Source organism: Nesterenkonia populi (assembly GCF_007994735.1).
In the GTDB taxonomy this organism is placed as follows: domain Bacteria; phylum Actinomycetota; class Actinomycetes; order Actinomycetales; family Micrococcaceae; genus Nesterenkonia; species Nesterenkonia populi.
On the sequence record NZ_VOIL01000001.1, the window covers coordinates 2,150,087 to 2,163,563 of the forward strand.

16 protein-coding genes and 3 tRNA genes are annotated in these 13,477 nt (G+C 65.6%); 4 read left to right on the forward strand and 15 right to left on the reverse strand.

Annotated elements, in window-relative coordinates; all coding sequences use genetic code 11:
* Positions 1-63: 63 nt before the first annotated feature.
* Positions 64-663 (reverse strand): mycothiol-dependent nitroreductase Rv2466c family protein, encoded by a 600-nt coding sequence (locus FWJ47_RS09955; RefSeq protein WP_147107615.1) that lies wholly within the window; start codon positions 661-663, stop codon positions 64-66.
* Positions 664-733: 70 nt separating this feature from the next.
* Positions 734-2,188 carry a mycothione reductase gene (locus FWJ47_RS09960; protein WP_147107618.1) on the reverse strand — a complete coding sequence of 485 codons (1,455 nt, stop codon included), beginning with the start codon at positions 2,186-2,188 and terminating at the stop codon, positions 734-736.
* A 107-nt stretch (positions 2,189-2,295) separates the two neighbouring features.
* Between FWJ47_RS09960 and FWJ47_RS09965 the strand changes: the two genes are divergently transcribed.
* Positions 2,296-2,637, forward strand: a complete 342-nt coding sequence (locus FWJ47_RS09965; protein ID WP_147107621.1) for a putative quinol monooxygenase — start codon at positions 2,296-2,298, stop codon at positions 2,635-2,637.
* Between the two features lie 123 nt (positions 2,638-2,760).
* Positions 2,761-3,555: a ParA family protein gene (locus FWJ47_RS09970; protein ID WP_147107624.1), complete on the forward strand. Its 795-nt coding sequence runs from the start codon at positions 2,761-2,763 to the stop codon at positions 3,553-3,555.
* Between the two features lie 34 nt (positions 3,556-3,589).
* Here the strand turns inward: FWJ47_RS09970 and FWJ47_RS09975 are convergent, their stop codons facing one another.
* The 12 genes from FWJ47_RS09975 to FWJ47_RS10030 all read right to left on the reverse strand — a co-directional run bounded on the left by FWJ47_RS09975 (position 3,590) and on the right by FWJ47_RS10030 (position 12,033).
* The gene (locus FWJ47_RS09975) at positions 3,590-4,195 is read right to left on the reverse strand and encodes a MerR family transcriptional regulator (RefSeq protein WP_425466000.1); all 606 of its coding nucleotides are present in this window, start codon (positions 4,193-4,195) and stop codon (positions 3,590-3,592) included.
* Between the two features lie 103 nt (positions 4,196-4,298).
* Positions 4,299-4,892: a bifunctional nuclease family protein gene (locus FWJ47_RS09980; RefSeq protein WP_147107626.1), complete on the reverse strand. Its 594-nt coding sequence runs from the start codon at positions 4,890-4,892 to the stop codon at positions 4,299-4,301.
* 23 nt (positions 4,893-4,915) lie between these two features.
* Positions 4,916-5,689, reverse strand: coding sequence for a transcriptional regulator FtsR (ftsR, locus tag FWJ47_RS09985; RefSeq protein WP_246126260.1), 774 nt, complete (start codon positions 5,687-5,689; stop codon positions 4,916-4,918).
* 88 nt (positions 5,690-5,777) lie between these two features.
* Positions 5,778-6,221 (reverse strand): FHA domain-containing protein, encoded by a 444-nt coding sequence (locus FWJ47_RS09990; protein ID WP_147107631.1) that lies wholly within the window; start codon positions 6,219-6,221, stop codon positions 5,778-5,780.
* Between the two features lie 132 nt (positions 6,222-6,353).
* Entirely contained in the window at positions 6,354-6,740 is a 387-nt protein-coding gene (gene gcvH / locus FWJ47_RS09995) for a glycine cleavage system protein GcvH (RefSeq protein ID WP_147107634.1), read from the reverse strand.
* Between the two features lie 39 nt (positions 6,741-6,779).
* Positions 6,780-8,072 carry an ATP-dependent Clp protease ATP-binding subunit ClpX gene (clpX, locus tag FWJ47_RS10000; RefSeq protein ID WP_147107637.1) on the reverse strand — a complete coding sequence of 431 codons (1,293 nt, stop codon included), beginning with the start codon at positions 8,070-8,072 and terminating at the stop codon, positions 6,780-6,782.
* A gap of 83 nt (positions 8,073-8,155) precedes the next feature.
* On the reverse strand, positions 8,156-8,797 hold the full coding sequence (locus tag FWJ47_RS10005; protein WP_147107642.1) for an ATP-dependent Clp protease proteolytic subunit: 642 nt from the start codon (positions 8,795-8,797) through the stop codon (positions 8,156-8,158).
* A gap of 32 nt (positions 8,798-8,829) precedes the next feature.
* Positions 8,830-9,435, reverse strand: a complete 606-nt coding sequence (locus tag FWJ47_RS10010) for an ATP-dependent Clp protease proteolytic subunit (RefSeq protein WP_211358995.1) — start codon at positions 9,433-9,435, stop codon at positions 8,830-8,832.
* Positions 9,436-9,616: 181 nt separating this feature from the next.
* A complete protein-coding gene (gene tig, locus FWJ47_RS10015; protein ID WP_147107644.1) occupies positions 9,617-10,984 on the reverse strand; it encodes a trigger factor in 1,368 nt (455 codons plus the stop codon).
* Between the two features lie 137 nt (positions 10,985-11,121).
* Positions 11,122-11,195 (reverse strand) — tRNA-Pro (locus FWJ47_RS10020).
* Positions 11,196-11,328: 133 nt separating this feature from the next.
* A tRNA-Lys gene (locus FWJ47_RS10025) sits at positions 11,329-11,401 on the reverse strand.
* A 110-nt stretch (positions 11,402-11,511) separates the two neighbouring features.
* Positions 11,512-12,033, reverse strand: a complete 522-nt coding sequence (locus tag FWJ47_RS10030; protein ID WP_147107647.1) for a hypothetical protein — start codon at positions 12,031-12,033, stop codon at positions 11,512-11,514.
* A gap of 110 nt (positions 12,034-12,143) precedes the next feature.
* Between FWJ47_RS10030 and bcp the strand changes: the two genes are divergently transcribed.
* Positions 12,144-12,617 carry a thioredoxin-dependent thiol peroxidase gene (bcp, locus tag FWJ47_RS10035; protein WP_147107650.1) on the forward strand — a complete coding sequence of 158 codons (474 nt, stop codon included), beginning with the start codon at positions 12,144-12,146 and terminating at the stop codon, positions 12,615-12,617.
* A gap of 34 nt (positions 12,618-12,651) precedes the next feature.
* Positions 12,652-12,733 (forward strand) — tRNA-Leu (locus FWJ47_RS10040).
* A gap of 105 nt (positions 12,734-12,838) precedes the next feature.
* On the opposite strand, the gene FWJ47_RS10045 is transcribed toward FWJ47_RS10040, so the two are convergent.
* On the reverse strand, positions 12,839-13,417 hold the full coding sequence (locus FWJ47_RS10045; RefSeq protein ID WP_147107653.1) for a hypothetical protein: 579 nt from the start codon (positions 13,415-13,417) through the stop codon (positions 12,839-12,841).
* Between the last annotated feature and the right edge of the window lie 60 nt (positions 13,418-13,477).

Here is a 13,477-nt window from a genome sequence, read left to right on the forward strand (position 1 = left end):
TGAGAGACCACAGCATCAGACGTGCGAGCCGGTCCCTGCGCACCCGCCCAGGGGCACGCAGGCTCAGACCTGGGGGGACTCGGTGCGGCTGCGCTTCAGCTCGAAGAAGTAGGGGTACTCAGCAAGCGCAACCGCGCCGTCGAACACCTTGCCGGCCTCCTCACCCTCGGGGACGCGAGTGATGACCGGGCCGAAGAACGCGGTGCCCTTGAACGCGACGATGGGGGTGCCGACGTCCTGGCCCACCTTGGAGATGCCTTCCTCATGGGAGGCGCGCATCTGCTCGTCGTTCTTGTCGGTCTTGGCGTCCTCCAGAATGGAGGCGTCGGCGCCGATGGCCTCCAGGGCCTTGGCTGCGGCGGACTCGAAGTCCTTGTTGCCGCTGCGGTGGATCTCGGTCCCGGCCGCGGTGTAGTACTCGCCGACCTTCTCCTCGCCGTAGGCGAGCTTGACTGCGGTGGCAGCGCGGGCAGGCAGCCACCTGGCGAGCTGCTCGGAGTCCTCGGCGGGGCTGGGGCTCTTATGCTCGTTGAGGACGCCCAGGCTCATCACGTTCCAGTGAACCTGGATGTCGCGGACCTTCTCGACCTCGAGGATCCAGCGGGAGGTGACCCAGGCGAAGGGGCACAGAGGATCGAACCAGAAGTCAACGCGCTCTGCCATGAGAAGTGTCCTTTCGAGGGGATGAAGGTGTCTCTTCCGGTAGCCAACTCTTCCGGCGGCGCAGTTGTTCCTAGAGGGGCGCGCCGTCTGGGATGGGGACCTCGAGACCCAGGAGCGCGTTCTCGATGACCTCCATCAGCGCCGGGTGGATCCAGAACTGCCCGCGGGCCGCGGTATAGGCGTCAAGCCCGAAGCTCATCGCCTGAACCACCGGCTGGATCAGGTTGGAGGACTGGTAGCCCATCACGTGGGCGCCGAGGATCTCGCCGCTGCGGCGGTCCGCGATGACCTTCGCGATCCCGTAGGTGTCCTCCATCGCCCATCCGTAGGCGGTGTCCCCGTACTTCTGGGTCTTGGCGGTGAGGTTCTCGCGCCCGATCTGCTCAGCCGCCTCCTCTTCGGTCAGCCCCACCTGGGCGATCTCCGGATAGGAGAAGATCGCTGAGGGCACCGCCTCCGCCCTGACCTGCCGGAGGTCTCCCGGATTCTCCAGATTATGGGCGACGACGCGCGCCTCGTGGTTGGCCACGTGCTTCAGCATGGCCGCCGAGCAGATGTCGCCGACCGCGTACACTCCCTCCACCGGCTTGCCTCCGGCCAGCACCCGCTGGTGACGGTCCACGGCGAGGCGGCCGTCCTCGTGCAGGTCCAAACCTGCCTCGGCCGCACCGATCAGGTCTGTGTTGGGGACCCGGCCGGTGGCGACCAGCACGCAGTCGACGTCGTAATGCTCCGACCGGCCGTCCGAGGTGACAACATGCGCGGTCACCCCGCCCACGTCGGAACTGGGATCGTGGGCCTCCAGGGACGCCAAGGTGCGCTGGTACTTCACTGTCCAGTTCTTCTCCGCCTCCGCAGAGTATGCCTGGGCGATCTCCTCATCGAGCTGGTTCATCAGCCCGCGGCTGCGGTTGATCTGAATGACCTCGCTGCCCAGCCCAGAGAAGATCCCCGCGAACTCGCATGCGATGTAGCCCCCGCCCACGATGAGGATCCGGGCCGGCAGGTCCTCCAGCCGCATCACCGTGTCCGAGGTGTGAACCTGCGGCAGATCAATCCCCGGGACCTGGGGGACGGCGGGGCGGGAGCCCGCGGCGATCACCAGCTGCTCAGCCTCGGCCTCCGTGCCGGTGAACTCTGAGCGGAAAGTCTTATGCCCCGTGAGCGTCACCTTCTCCTGAATAAGATCAACGTTGTCCAGGCCCTCCCGGTACTCGCGCCCGCCCTCGGAGATCGCATCGATGCGGGCGAAGATCCGGTCCCGGATCGCCGGCCAGTCAGCCTCAGGCTCCCCCAGGGTCACGCCCACTTGAGCGGCCTCCTCCGGGGACCGGGCCAGCGCCGAAGGCCGCACGTACATCTTGGTGGGGATGCACCCCACGTTCAGGCAGGTCCCGCCGAATGCCCCCGCGGCACCGACCCCCTTGTCCGCCAGCACCACCTTCTTGTCATCCCAGAACGGGGTGATGAGGGAGTTTCCGGAGCCGGAGCCGATGATCGCCAGGTCGGGTCGCAATGTCGCCATGGGCCCCATCCTAGGTCCGTCCGGCTTCCGGAATGATCATCATTTTCTTAGGGTTGCTGTGTGCGGCAAGCACCCCTCCCTATGGAAGCTACAGAAGGAAAGACCTCGTGATACTGATTGTTGTTAAGTTCCCGGTCCGCGCCGAGTACGCCGACCAGTGGCCCGAGATCACCCGGGAGTTCACCGAGGCCACCCGTGCCGAGCCCGGCAACAAGTTCTTCGAGTGGTCCCGCAGCCTCGAGGACCCCACGGAGTACGTGCTCGTCGAGGGCTTCGATGACGACGCCGCCGAAGCCCACGTCACCTCCGACCACTTCCGGAAGGCCACCAGCTCCGAGGGCGAGATGTTCAAGGCCCTGGCCGCCACCCCCAAGATCATCTCCCGCCCCATCGATGCCGACGGCTGGGAGGAGATGGGCGAGATGCAGGTTCCCTCAGACGCCTCCTGACATCCGCCTCCGCGAACTCCTGGAGCCTCTGGCGGCGGGGAGCCCCCGCTGGCCGGAGGAGCGACTCTCCGACGTGCCCCCATGGTTGCACCGTGGGGGCACGTCGCGTCTTAGGATGGACGGGTGCAGATCTTAAGCGTCTCCAGTTTGAAAGGCGGGGTCGGCAAGACCTCGGTCACCATGGGCCTGGCCTCGGCCGCCCTCAACGCGGGGGTCAAGACGCTGGTCATCGACCTCGATCCGCACGCCGACGCCACCACCGGGCTCGCCGTCACCCGCGGCACCGGCAAAGAGGCCGGACTCCTGCTGCGCGACCACCGCCGAGCTGATATCGCCCAGCACACCATCCCCTCCGGATGGGTGGAGCTCCTTCCTGAGGACCGCCAGGAGGGCGCCGTGCTCGACGTCGTCGCCGGCTCCGCGATCTCAGCGACCTTCGACCGACCCGACATCAAGCCCCGGGACATGAAGCGGCTGAAGACGCTGGTGGACCGGCTCGAAGGCTATGACCTCGTCCTCGTCGACTGCCCGCCCTCGCTCTCCGGGCTCACCCGCATCGCCTGGGGCGCCTCCAATCAGGTGCTGCTGGTGGCCGAGCCCAGCCTGTTCTCCGTGGCAGGCACCGAACGCACCATGAGGGCCATCCGCATGTTCTCCAACGAGTACGCTCCCCAGCTCACCCAGGCCGGGGTGGTCGTGAACCGTGCACGTGCCGACTCGATCGAGCACGAGTACCGGCTGCTCGAGATGGAGCGGCTCTACGCCGATAAGATGATCCTCCCCGTCCTGGAGGAGAACCCGTTCTGGCAGCAGATCCAGGGCGCCGCCTACCCCGTGCACCAATGGCCCTCGGACCAGGTCCGGGACATGGCGAAGAGCTTTGATGAGCTCCTCCGCCAGCTCATCAAAGTGAGCTGACCGGCAGCCGCCGTTCAGGCGTTCGGCCAGAGGCTCAGGAGGCTTTGCGGGCGCGCAGCTGCGCCAGCTCGTCAGTGCCGTCGAAGACCACGTCCGGCTGGACGGCCGGGGTGTCATCCTCAGCCTCGGTGCGTTCGCGGGGAAGCTCGGCGAGAGTTCCCTCCACCTCGCGCCACACGCGGCCCACAGCAATGCCGAAGACGCCCTGGCCGCCCTGGACCAGGTCGATCACCTCATCCTGGGAGGTGCACTCGTACACGGAGGCGCCGTCGGACATCAGGGTGATCTGTGCCAGGTCCTCGACTCCCCGTTCCCGCAGGTGCTCGATCGCCGCCCGGATCTGCTGCAGGGAGACCCCGGTGTCCAGAAGCCGTTTGACCACCTTGAGGACGAGAATGTCCCGGAAGGAGTACAGCCGGGCAGAGCCTGAGCCGGAGGCGTTCCGCAGGGACGGCTGCACCAGCTTGGTGCGGGCCCAGTAGTCCAGCTGACGATAGGTGATGCCGGCGGCCGAGCATGCGATCGGGCCGCGGTAGCCCATCTCCTCGTCGAGGTTCGGGAAGCCGTCGTCGAACAGCGGGTCCTGCGGTGCAGCCCGCTGGCGGGTCTTCTGAGTCTCGGCGCTGAAGTGCAGGCTCACCGGTCACCTTCTCATGACGTATCGAGGGGGAAGTCTTCGATCTTGCATCTCAGTGTAGCGGCGCGCAGGCTGCTGGAGGTCGGCTTGCGCCTGCGCGTGTTGTCTACGAGTTGGGATCTGCGCCGCCTGTGCCGCCGAAGTCATCCGGATCGGCCTCGTCGAGGAACTTCTGGAACTCCGCGATCTCATCCTCCGAGATCGGGGACTTGTTCAGCACCGACTCGGCCTCGTGGTTGACCCCCGGGCCGGTCACGGCCTCCTCCCCGCCGCTGCGGCGGGGAGTCACGGCGACCGTGCGCAGCGTGGACCGCTGCATCGTCAGGGGGCATTTGGCGCGGACCGCGACCGCTATGGCATCCGAGGCGCGGGCATCGAGCGCCTTCCCGGAGCCGAGCGTGAGGGTGCCCCGGTAGGTCGCCGAGTCCATGAGGCTGATCTCCACACGGGCCACTCCTCCGCCGAGCGTCTCCAGCACATTGGCGAGCAGGTCATGGGTCATGGGTCGGGGCGGGATCTCGCCCTGCAGAGCGCGTGCAACGGCAGCCGCCTCCGCGGGCCCCACGACAACAGCAACATGCTGGCGGCCTTCGGCGGCTCGGTCCGCGGCATGGAGGATGATCACGGGCTGGTTGGACGGCAGCTCAACGCGGACGCCCACCACATCCATCAGCACCTGGTCGCTCGGCCGGTCCTCCATTCCCCCAGTCTAGGTGGAGACAGTCAGCCCTTGTCGATGTTTTCGACGGCAGAATCCATAATCGAGGAGCGCAGGTCCTTCAGGGACTGCAGCATCTCCTTGGAGGACTCAGCGACGCGGGCTCGAGCGGCCGCGTCCTTGCGGGCGGCGTGCGGCGCCATGGCTCGTGCAATGAGGTCCAGCTCAGAGTCCGCAGAACGTCGGATGCTCACCAGGTGCTTGGGCTCCAGGCCGTAGCGGGCGAGCAGCCGGACCGCCTTGACGGCTTTGAGGTCGTGATGGCTGTAGTTCCCCTGCTCGTCCGCGGCGATAATGCGGAACTTCTCGAGCGTGTCCAGCATCCCGCGGGTCGCCCCGGAGAGCGCACGGAGCTCTTTGCGGCTCATGGGCCGCATCCGCCCGCTGATCTGTCCTGCCACTTCGTCGGTGACATCGCGCGGGCCGACCGGCGCATGCTCGGGCAGCGCCTCGGGCTTCTCGCCGCGGTCGATGGCGTCCATCGTCTCTTTGATGACGTCCAGCGGCATGTAGCGGTCCCGCTGGAGGGCCAGGATGAAGCGGAGACGCTCGACATCGGAGGCAGAGTATTTGCGGTAACCGGAGTCGGTGCGGGCGGGCTCCACCAGGTCCCGCTCCTCGAGGAAGCGCAGCTTGGAGGCTGAGAGGTCGGGATATTCGTTCTGCAGCTCGCGCAGCACCTCAGAGATGGTGAAGACGTGTGCTTCTGCGGGCGTGCTGGTGTTCGTACTCTCGCTCTTGGCCGCCTGTTTCGGCGTGCGAGCAGGGCGTGCGCTCACTGCGTATCCTCTTTCAGGCTCAGGGGAAGGTGAAGCCATGAATCAGACTAACGCCCGTAGGGAGTTTTAGCAGTTATTTGATGCCGAGTTATTTGGCGGAAGCGTAGAAGGTCAGACGGAACTTGCCGATCTGAACCACGTCGCGGGGCTTCAGCAGGTGCTTGTCCACGCGGTTGTGGTTGACGTAGGTGCCGTTGAGGCTGCCGAGGTCCTCCAGCACAAACCCCTCAGCTGTCTTATGGAAGCGCACGTGCCGGCGGGAGACAGTCACGTCATCGAGGAGGATCTCCGCCTCGGGGTGCCGGCCCACCGTGGTGACGTCCGCATCGAGGAGGAACCGTGCACCCTGGTTGGCGCCGCTGTGGGCGATCAGCAGAGCGGAGCCCGGCGGCAGAGCGCTGAGGGCCCGGCTGTCGACGTCGGAGAGGTAGGCCTCCAGACTGCCGGTGGTTGTCGGAGGCAGGGAGATGGACGTCGTCTCGCCGTTGCCGTACCGCCGTCCGTGCGCCTGCTGGGGGCTTGCCTGTTCCACACTGCCCTCCTCGTGATGGTTGTGCGCGTCAATGGCCAGGTCACAACTATATAACAGACGCGCGCGCAGGTTAAGCCAGGAGTGGGGAGCAAGTTGAACCTTGCCCCCCTCGGTCCGCCCGACGGCGGTCGCTCAGCCGGCGTTCTGAGAATACTGCTCAGCGGAAAGGAGGTTCCCGTAGCCGGAATCCTCCGCGAGGCGGATCTCGAAGAGCCAGCCTCCCTCGTAGGGGGCAGCATTGATGGCCTGGGGCTCATCGTCCAGGGCAGTGTTCACCGTGACGATCTCACCGGCGACGGGGGCATAGATGTCTGAGACAGATTTGGTCGACTCCACCTCGCCGACCACATCTCCCGGAGCCACGGCGGCGCCGACCTCAGGGTGCTCCACATAGACGACTTCGCCGAGGGCGTCCTGGGCGAAGTCGGTGATGCCGATCCGCACCACGTTGTCGTCGTTGGGCGCCCCGACCCACTCGTGCTCGGAGCTGTACTTCAGGTCCTCAGGGATGCTGCTCATGCGAGTGATGACTCCGTTCGTCAGGTCAGGCGGATAGGGTCAGGCGGACTTCCTGCGGAGCTTCTTGGTCTCCGAACGCGTCAGCGTCAGCGGCTCGGCCGCCTCGGCGACGACCTCCTCGGTGATGGTGATGGAGGCGACGTCGTCCCGGTCCGGGAGATCGAACATCACCGGGTTGAGCACTGTCTCGAGAATGCTGCGCAGCCCGCGGGCCCCGGTCCCCCTGGCCTCAGCCTGGCCGACGATGGCGCGGATGGCCCCCTCGTCGAACTCCAGCTCCACATCCTCGAGGGAGAAGATCTTCTGGTACTGCTTGACGAGGGCGTTCTTCGGCTTGGTGAGGATGTCCACCAGCGCCTCCGAGTCCAGCTCCTCCACGGTGGCGACCACCGGCAGACGACCGATGAACTCAGGGATCAGGCCGAACTTGTGCAGGTCCTCCGGCTCCAGGTCCCCGTAGGTGATCTCATCCCTGGTGATGGTGGACAGCGGCGTGCCGAAGCCCAGGCCCTTCTTGCCGGACCGGGACTCGATGATCTCCTCCAGACCGGCGAAGGCGCCCGAGACGATGAACAGCACGTTCGAGGTGTCGATCTGGATGTACTCCTGGTTGGGGTGCTTGCGCCCGCCCTGCGGAGCCACCTGGGCGGTGGTTCCCTCCAGGATCTTCAGGAGCGCCTGCTGCACACCCTCGCCCGAGACGTCCCGGGTGATGGAGGGGTTCTCCGACTTCCGGGAGATCTTGTCGATCTCATCGATGTAGACGATGCCCTGCTCAGCCTTCTTGACGTCCCCGTCAGCGGCCTGGATGAGCTTCAGCAGGATGTTCTCCACGTCCTCGCCCACGTAGCCGGCCTCAGTGAGGCTGGTGGCGTCGGCGACGATGAAAGGAACCTGCAGCTTTCGTGCCAGGGACTGGGCCAGGTAGGTCTTGCCTGAGCCGGTGGGGCCCACCATCAGGATGTTGGACTTGCCGATCTCGACATCGTCGTACTCGCCCTGAGTGATGCTCGCCGTCTTGGAGGCGCTGCCGGTGATCTGGACGCGCTTGTAGTGGTTGTGGACCGCTACTGCGAGGGTCTTCTTGGCCTTGTGCTGGCCGACCACGTACTCGTCAAGGTAGGCGTAGATCTGCTTCGGCGTAGGCAGCTCGAAGCTGTCGGTCTCCTGGACCTCGTTGAGATGCTCCTCGATGATCTCATTGCAGAGCTCGATGCACTCGTCACAGATGTAGACGCCGGGGCCGCCGATGAGCTTGTAGCGGACCTGCTTCTGGTTCTTTCCGCAGAAGGAGCACTTGAGCAGGTCGTTGCTCTCACCAATTCGTGCCATAGTCTCCAGCCTAACCCTTCAGGTCGTGAAGGCCGCGGCAACGCGGCCGAGAGCTGCTCCCGCCTCGGCGGGGCCGAATCACATCAGGACGGGAGCTTCCGGGAGGAGAGCACGTCGTCCACCAGGCCATACTCCTTGGCCCCTTCGGCGGAGAGGAACTTGTCCCGGTCGATGTCTTCGCTGACCTGCTCCGCGGTGCGGTTGGTGTGGTGGGCCAGTACCTCCTCCATCCAGGTGCGGATCCTGCGGATCTCGTCCGCCTGGATGCCCAGGTCGGTGGCGGTGCCGCGGGTCCCGCCGGTGGCGGGCTGGTGAATGAGGACACGGCCGTTGGGCAGCGCGTACCGCTTGCCCTGGGTGCCGGCGGCCAGCAGCACGGCAGCTGCGGAGGCGGCCTGGCCCAGGCAGACGGTCTGCACATGGGGGCGGATGTACTGCATCGTGTCGTAGATGGCAGTCATTGCGGTGAAGGAGCCGCCCGGGGAGTTGATGTAGAGGGTGATGTCACGCTCCGAGTCCATGGACTCCAGCACAAGCAGCTGGGCCATGATGTCGTCGGCGGAGGCGTCATCGACTTGGGTGCCCAGGAACACGATCCGCTCCTCGAAGAGCTTCGCGTAGGGGTCCTGGCGCTTGAACCCGTAGGGGGTGCGCTCCTCGAACTGCGGCATGATGTACCGGGAGGAGGGCATCTGGGGTGCGGTCTGAGAAAAGTCGAAGTTCATTCTGGTGCTCCTAAAGTTCCGTCGTCGTTCTCTCAGACTCCCCCGCCGCCGGAGACGGTCGAGGAGCGCTGGGCGATCTTGTCGAAGAAGCCGTACTCAAGGCCCTCCTGTGCGGTGAACCACTTGTCGCGAGCGTTGTCCGCCAGGATGGTGTCCACGGACTGGCCGGTCTGCTCGGCGGTCAGCTCGGCCATGACCTGCTTCATGTGCTGGATGAGCTCGGCCTGAATTCGCACGTCAGACTCGGTGCCGCCGATGCCGCCGGAGGGCTGGTGCATCAGGATCCGAGCGTGCGGGGTGGCGAAGCGCTTTCCGGGGGAGCCCGAGGACAGCAGGAACTGTCCCATGGAGGCTGCCAGGCCGGTGGCGACGGTGACCACGTCGTTGGGGATGAACTGCATGGTGTCGTAGATGGCCATGCCGGCTGTCACCGAACCGCCCGGGGAGTTGATGTAGAGATAGATGTCCCGCTCGGGGTCCTCGGCGGAGAGCAGCAGCATCTGGGAGCAGATGGCGTTGGCGTTGTCATCGCGGACGTCAGAGCCCAGCCAGATGATCCGCTCCTTGAGGAGACGGTTATAGATGTAGTTGTCCTGGGATTCCGGAGCCACGCTCTGGGCGGTGGGGAACTCAGACACTGGGGTACCTCCACTGTGGTCTGCTGTCATTCTCGTGACTGAACACTAGCCCACGAGGACGATGCCGTCCGACAGGTGCCGGGGCTGTTCGCCGTGGGCACATGGTCAGCCTGGGCGCATATGCGCAGAACCCCCAGCGTCGCACGGACGCCGGGGGTTCTGCCTGAAGAAATGGTGAGGCTTACTGCTTCTCCTCGGAGGCTTCCTCGGCCTCGGGGGCCTCGTCAGCTTCGTTCTCCCCGTCCTCCTGCTCGGAGGGCGGGGTGACGAAGGAGGTCAGGTCCACCTCGTTGCCCTCAGTGTCCTTGACGGCGGCGTGCTCGAGGACCTTGGCCAGCGCCTTGCGGCGGCGAACCTCGCCGAGGATCATCGGGATCTGGCCGGCCTGCTCCAGCATCTGGGCGAACTGGTTGGGCTCCATGCCGTACTGGCCGGCAGTGGAGACGATGTACTCGATGACCTCAGACTGCTCGACGCCGACCTCCTCGCGCTCAGCGACGATGTCCAGCACCATCTCGTTGCGGAAGGCGTCCTCAGTCTGCTTGCGAATCTCCTCGCGGTGCTCCTCGGTGTCGTGGTCGTCGCCCTCGGAGTGGCCCTGGCCGCTGAAGTGCTGCTCGAGCTGCTCGGAGACGACGGACTCGGGAACGGGGACCTCGACGAGCTCGAGGAGCTTCTCGAGGACCTTGTCGCGGGCCTCGACGCCCTGCTCCTCAAGGACGGTCTGCTCGGCCTTGGACTTCAGGTCCTCGCGCAGCTCCTCGATGGTGTCGAACTCGGAGGCCGTCTGAGCGAATTCGTCGTCGGCCTCGGGCAGCTCCCGCTCCTTCACCGCGGTGAGGGTGACGGTGACCTGGGCCTGCTCGCCGGAGCGTTCGCCGCCGGCCAGGGTGGTCTCGAAGGTGGCGTCCTCGCTGGGGGAGAGTCCCTCCAGCGCCTCGTCGAGGCCGTCGAGCATGTTGCCGGCGCCGACCTGATAGCTCAGCCCCTCAGCTGAGTCGACCTCTTCGCCGTCGATCTTGGCGCTCATGGCGATGGTGACGAAGTCCTCCCCGGCGGCGGGACGGTCCACGTCCTTCAGGGTGCCGAAGCGGTCGCGCAGCTCGTCGAGCTCCTTCTGCACAGCAGCCTCGTCCGCCTCGCGGGCCTCCACCTCAACCTCAAGTCCCTTGTAGTCGGGCAGCTCGATCTGAGGCTTGATGTCCAGCTCGCCGGAGAACTTCAGGACGCCCTCGCTGGTCTTCACATCCGGGATCTCGTCCACGGAGACCTCGGGCTGGGACAGCGGAGTGACCTCGGCGTCCTCGAGGCCGGCGCGGTAGAAGTCCTGGAGGCCGTCGTTGATGGCCTGCTGGACCACGTACTCGCGGCCGATGCGCTGGTCGATGATCGCAGCGGGGACCTTGCCCTTGCGGAACCCGGGGACCTGAACCTGTTCGGCGATGCTCTTGTAGGCGGCCTTGATCTTCGGCTCGAGCTCTTCGCTCGAGACCTCGACCGTGAGCTTGACTCGGGTCGGGTTCAGTTCTTCAACGGTGCTCTTGACCACGTTATGGGCTCCTGGGTTCTACGTTCGGGGTTGGCTGCATGCCACGGCCGCTGTGCGCGGCCGAACCATGGCTTCAGGTCGTCAGGCCGCGGCCGCCGGGCCACTCAGGGGCCCAGCGGCCGAACCAGTTTGAACCGTCGGGGCGACAGGATTTGAACCTGCGACCTCCTGCTCCCAAAGCAGGCGCTCTACCAAGCTGAACTACACCCCGCAGCTGCGGACACGGACCGCTATACAGTACCCGTTCGCCGCCAGACCGCGCCACCGGAGGGTTTCAATCCCCCGGGATGCAGAAAAGCCGCTGATCAGATGACCAGCGGCTTCCGCTTCACACGATCTCAGCGTGGGCCCCGCGGGACTTGAACCCGCAACCTGCAGATTAAGAGTCTGATGCTCTGCCAGTTGAGCTAGAGGCCCTTTTTCGAGGGACTCAGACCGGTGTGAACTGCTGCCCCAATTCGCCGGGGCAACGACAGAAAACCTTAGCACGGCGTCGGGGAGCGCGCCAACTTCCCCAGCTCTCAGGCTTACGGAGGCTGTTCGACAGAGTTCATGAAGTGGTCGAGGAAGTCGTAGAAGTCCTCCACGTCGCGGCCCTGGTGAAGGGGCACCTCGGGCCGGGCACGGAACTCGACGACCTCCTGGACATCGAGGTTCAGCTCGGTGCCGGCGGAGAGCGCAATGCGCACCAGGGTCCCTTCGGTGGCCATGCCGGCGAGGTTGGTGAGATTCACCGGCACGGGGACTCTGGGAACGGCGTCGTCGTGGTTGGTGTGCTCCATCCGGGGCAGGGCTTCGCGCAGGTCCACAGGGCAGAGGACCATTTCGACGGGTTCGCGGCGGTATCCGAGCAGCATGTGGCGGGCGGAGGCGACGGCCTCCAAGGCTGAGAGCTCAGGCCCCTCCTGCAGCTGCTGAAGGCTGCCGGAGAGGTTCTCAGCGTAGAGCAGGTTGTAGGCGCCGAAGTTCATGACCGAGGCGTCGAAGGTGGCGCGCAGGGCGCCCACCAGCCGGTCCTCGGCCTCACTGCGCTGACTCCGAATCACCATGCCTCCCAGTGTAGGAAAGCGGTGTGACACGAAGATGACTGACCGCGCCGCGGTGCGCGCCGTAGGCTGTGACCAGACCATCCGCACGTCGTTGAAAGGACCCTTCCCCCATGAGCATCCGCCTTGAGCCCGGTGACGCCGCCCCCGACTTCACCCTTCCTGCCGCCGACGGGGAGAGCGTCACCCTCTCCGAGCTGCGCGGCCAGAAGGTGATCCTGTACTTCTACCCGAAGGCCTCCACCCCGGGCTGCACCGCCCAGGCCTGTGACTTCCGCGACTCCTTGGCCTCCCTGAAGGGGGTCGGCTACACGGTGCTGGGGGTCTCCCCGGACAAGGTGCCGGCTCTGGAGAAGTTCGCCGCGAACCAGGAGCTGACCTTCCCGCTCCTCTCCGACCAGGACCACGCCGTGGCTGAGTCCTATGGCGCCTGGGGCGAGAAGAAGAACTACGGCCGGGTCACCGAGGGGCTGATCCGCTCCACCCTGGTGATCGACGAGGACGGCAGGGTGGAGCACGCTCTCTACAGTGTGAAGGCCACCGGTCACGTCGCCCGCCTGCGGAAGACCCTCGGGCTGGACGGCTAGACTGGAGCGCCGTCGCACCTGCTTGCGACGGCCCGCGCGAGTGGCGGAATTGGCAGACGCGCTGGATTTAGGTTCCAGTGTCTTTTGACGTGGGGGTTCAAGTCCCCCCTCGCGCACAGGCCCGACAAGAACGAGTTACCCTCGGTCTGACTAGGCCTTATATGCGGCAAGAGCCGTGCTCAGAGGAAGTCCGGGCCTCGCTGGTTGGCTCTAGTCGTCGCTTAGTCGGCGTATTCGTGCTGTGCCCACTGCTCCTCGCAGGTGCCTTCATAGCCAGGCCAGTCTGCCCGAGCCTGGGACTGTTTCCATAAGTATGCGTTGACCTCATCATCTGTCTGGAAAGTCCGCCAAAGCGTGGAGGTTTCGTCACCCTCCCAGCAGGCCGAGTGTGCTTCCAGGTGCTCCCACTCACCGATTTCGAGATAGTCCGGGTGACAGTAGGGGTCGGGCATTGCTCCGGTGCCGTCCCATTCCTGGGGCCAGCCGACCGGCTGATCCCGGTCCGCGTTGTTCTCGGACTTGTCAGCCAGCGCGGCGGAGTCAGCGCATTCAAGGTGAGAAACCTCCTCGCCGCGCATCTGCTCGTAGTCCGCAGGGTCGAAGTCCTCAATCTCCTCAATCGGAATGGCCTCGACTTCGCCGTCGATCTGGGTGTAGACCATGCCTCCCTCCGGTTCGTACCAAGTGGCGTCAGCCTCCGGCTGATCGGCGGAAGAGTCATCGGCGTCACTCGGCTCCGCAGTGGCCTCTGCCACGGCTTCCGTGGTCTCGCTCGTGCTCGGCGCTGGCTCATCGTCCACGGCAGAGGCACCCCCCGCGCATGAGGAGACCAGTAGAGCCACTCCGACGATCGAGAGTGC

Excerpts from the sequence above, each read along its gene's own strand:
- FWJ47_RS09955 (WP_147107615.1), bottom strand. The coding sequence starts at position 663 with ATGGCAGAGCGCGTTGACTTCTGGTTCGATCCTCTGTGCCCCTTCGCC.
- FWJ47_RS09960 (WP_147107618.1), bottom strand. The coding sequence starts at position 2,188 with ATGGCGACATTGCGACCCGACCTGGCGATCATCGGCTCCGGCTCCGGA.
- FWJ47_RS09980 (WP_147107626.1), bottom strand. The coding sequence starts at position 4,892 with ATGGAGGACCGGCCGAGCGACCAGGTGCTGATGGATGTGGTGGGCGTC.
- gcvH (WP_147107634.1), bottom strand. The coding sequence starts at position 6,740 with ATGAGCAGCATCCCTGAGGACCTGAAGTACAGCTCCGAGCACGAGTGG.
- clpX (WP_147107637.1), bottom strand. The coding sequence starts at position 8,072 with ATGGCACGAATTGGTGAGAGCAACGACCTGCTCAAGTGCTCCTTCTGC.
- FWJ47_RS10005 (WP_147107642.1), bottom strand. The coding sequence starts at position 8,797 with ATGAACTTCGACTTTTCTCAGACCGCACCCCAGATGCCCTCCTCCCGG.
- FWJ47_RS10030 (WP_147107647.1), bottom strand. The coding sequence starts at position 12,033 with ATGGTGATTCGGAGTCAGCGCAGTGAGGCCGAGGACCGGCTGGTGGGC.
- bcp (WP_147107650.1), top strand. The coding sequence starts at position 12,144 with ATGAGCATCCGCCTTGAGCCCGGTGACGCCGCCCCCGACTTCACCCTT.